Source organism: Mesorhizobium sp. M7A.F.Ca.CA.004.04.2.1 (genome assembly GCF_004022825.1).
GTDB lineage: Bacteria > Pseudomonadota > Alphaproteobacteria > Rhizobiales > Rhizobiaceae > Mesorhizobium.
Window position 1 is genome coordinate 1 of the sequence record NZ_RZPH01000825.1, and the last position, 2,760, is coordinate 2,760.

Annotated in this window: 4 protein-coding genes; all 4 read right to left on the bottom strand. The window is 55.7% G+C overall.

Going from position 1 to position 2,760, the window contains the following annotated elements:
* Positions 1-23: 23 nt before the first annotated feature.
* On the bottom strand, positions 24-509 hold the full coding sequence (locus EN893_RS27675; protein ID WP_164748982.1) for a GNAT family N-acetyltransferase: 486 nt from the start codon (positions 507-509) through the stop codon (positions 24-26).
* Positions 510-736: 227 nt separating this feature from the next.
* On the bottom strand, positions 737-961 hold the full coding sequence (locus tag EN893_RS27685) for a hypothetical protein (protein WP_206640182.1): 225 nt from the start codon (positions 959-961) through the stop codon (positions 737-739).
* Positions 962-1,077: 116 nt separating this feature from the next.
* Positions 1,078-1,737 (bottom strand): hypothetical protein, encoded by a 660-nt coding sequence (locus tag EN893_RS27690; RefSeq protein ID WP_127271046.1) that lies wholly within the window; start codon positions 1,735-1,737, stop codon positions 1,078-1,080.
* Positions 1,738-2,212: 475 nt separating this feature from the next.
* Positions 2,213-2,760: hypothetical protein (locus EN893_RS27695; RefSeq protein ID WP_206640183.1), on the bottom strand; the 548-nt coding region annotated here is incomplete at its 5' end.

Sequence of the window (2,760 nt, forward strand, 5' to 3'; positions counted from 1 at the left end):
GGGGCACACATGGTCAGGGTCTCCTAGAGAAAATAGGTCATGGCGATTGCCGACCGCTTGAAGCCCACGCGCTCGCACATCTTTGCAACGCGTAGATCGGTGGCGATGGTGACGTGCGCCCTGACGCAGCCGCGCGCTTTCAGTTCAGTCAGAATATGCTTGGTGAAGCGGCGGCCGATGCCGTTGCGATGGTCCGGCCGCATGTAAATCGTGTCTTCTTGGGCGATCATCTCGGAATTGTGCATGTCCTGGGTGATCCAGATGAAGGCGTACCCCACGGCCTCGCCATCGCCGGTCCTGACCAGAAAGCAGAGCAGATGCCCGGCGGCGCCGTAGACGTTCAGGCGCGGCTTGAATTCGCCGATCGTCATCCCTTCGCCAGCCATCCGAGCTTGCATCTCGCCATAGTGAGTCCGGCACATGGGTTCCAGCTCGGGCCATGCGGCGTTGAAATTCTCGATACTGATGGCGTAGTCAGACAACGACGCCTCCCGTTTCAAAAGTGACATCGAGCTGAACGAATTCGGTGACTGGGCGCTGGTTCAGAAATCCGGTGATTTGCAGTTGCGGCTGCATGACATATCCGGTCTTGCCGATCGAAATCCATTGCCCGCCGCCTACCGATGCAACAGGCTGCGCCTGGTCCCACTTCGCGACATCCCACTGGCCCGAATCCCACAGGTCCGCCGTGCCGCCATCCGCCGCCGGAGGGGCTGGCGGCAGACTGACGGAATAGTTATAGGATGTTGAAATCGTAGGTCGAGCCGAGCGTTGTCGACGTGGTGTAGTCGCGGCTCGATGTCTCGCCAGTGAAGGCTTTGACGGCCTTTTCGGCATCATCCAGCCACTGCTTTTCAAGCTTACCGGCAGCTTCGACACGGTTCAGCCATTTGGCGCCCTCGTCGCGAAGGGCCTTTCCCTGCTTCTGCTGGTCGGGTGTGCGCTTGTCAGCCTTGGCCATGGCGGCAAGATGCCGGGCCAGCCAGCGAAAACATAAGCCGCTTGAAACGCTAGGGGATCAGCCCCGCGCGGACCAACGAACGGCGAAGGGATTGGTTGGCGGTTGTGGCAGGCCCGTTAGTTGAACGACCACTCGTTCCAATTTTTCACGCCGCTACCCTCGAACAATTTAAGCAAGTTCCCGCGTGCTGCGAGGCGCTCATTTGCCATCTTTACGGGATCGTAACCCTCTGGCGCTGGTGAGTACCCTAACACCGCATGAGCCTTGAAATTTTTCAGCCCATCATCGATGACACAAAATGCCCCTGCGTTGACATCTGTAAGCCTTATTTTGCGGATTTCTCCAGCCGATGCCCAAATGTAGCCGGCATCTTTTCTCTGGTGATTTTTCGCAAGTTGGCCCTGCATAATGTTTTCCCAGGCTTCAACAGCCGTGGCTTCCCAAGCTCTGCAGACGCTCAATTCCGCTTTCTTCAGTCGCTCCTTCGGGATTGCTTTGATGCTGCCGCTTTCGATCTGGTCCGGGTCAATCAATGCGTAGACAATCGGCTCGCGGTTCTTAACCACGCCTGAAGAAAACGGACTCTGCTTGGTGAGTTCTTTCGGACACTCTTTGCGGCTTACGTCTCTCGCAAATAATCGAGCAAATCGGCAGGCAAGACTTCCAGATTCGCTCTCTCCCGCCCGGGCGAGAATTGACCGCCACGATAAATTGCGTAGCCAACGGTCCCATCTTCCTCGATGCTTAGGATCGCGTGGCGCTCCCCCCATTTCCATTCGAAAGCGATCTCCCCATCATCCGCCCATACCGAAGGTAATCTGACACCAGCGGGTATTGCCTCCCAAAGCCTCGAAGCAAAACCAGCCATCCCGCCCGGAGCAGAAATCTTCGGGAACGCGGGAATCTCATAAGTGTTTGCAGGATTCGAGTGCCCTATCACCAAATTGGGCAGAGATAGGTCCGCGAACCAAGGCAAATGGTCCGTTACCGAAACCGTATTCGGATAGAGAGTTCTCTCCCACACAGACAACTCGGGCCATACCGTACTGACGTTTGGTGGCAGTGCACTGCCTGTGAGGGGTCCCCAGCCAATGAGGGGCAACTCTTCCAAAAAACAAACCCTCCCTGCCATCGTTTCTAGGACAGCAGGAGTAGTTCTAGCGGATGGCGGGATAGCTGAGCCCGGGCGCTGCTTGGGAACATAGGAAGGTCGCGTTCCACTATCTTCCCCGATTAAGGCTAGCGCACTCATCACAGTTCACCCGATTCAACATTCTGGCGACCGAGGCCAACCAGTTCATCCCATATAGGCACCAAAAGCGATCGATCCAATGGCGACGCATTGGCTGCGTCGGTACTATGATCGAGTTCAAGGCGCGCAGCAAAAACCTGCCCACCCATGACAATTCCAGCCTCATTCCCGCCAACTCTAATTGAGCCCCTCTGTATCTTCACAGACCCCAAGCTCAAAATACGGTTCAATTTTAGCGGCAGTATGTTGCTCCTCGTCGGGGAATTTATGCGATATAAAAAATCTTCAGTGTCCGGCTGAATTTTAGCACTCTTCAAGTATCCGCTAAGGATCGAATTCACACTCTTCTCGTCGGGCGCTTGTTGCAACATTACGGATCCAAGTGCCAGACGTGCCACCGGATGGGTAAAATTGGCAAGGAATTTCGACGCTACCGATTGGAATTCATCAATTCCTGCGTCCCATTCCGCGAATGCCGGGACGGCGGCGTCTTCGGCGAAATCGGCCTTGATGCCCATAATCACGTCGACCCTGTTTGGACCAAATC

Excerpts from the sequence above, each read along its gene's own strand:
- EN893_RS27685 (WP_206640182.1), bottom strand. The coding sequence starts at position 961 with ATGGCCAAGGCTGACAAGCGCACACCCGACCAGCAGAAGCAGGGAAAG.
- EN893_RS27690 (WP_127271046.1), bottom strand. The coding sequence starts at position 1,737 with ATGGAAATGGGGGGAGCGCCACGCGATCCTAAGCATCGAGGAAGATGG.
- EN893_RS27675 (WP_164748982.1), bottom strand. The coding sequence starts at position 509 with ATGTCACTTTTGAAACGGGAGGCGTCGTTGTCTGACTACGCCATCAGT.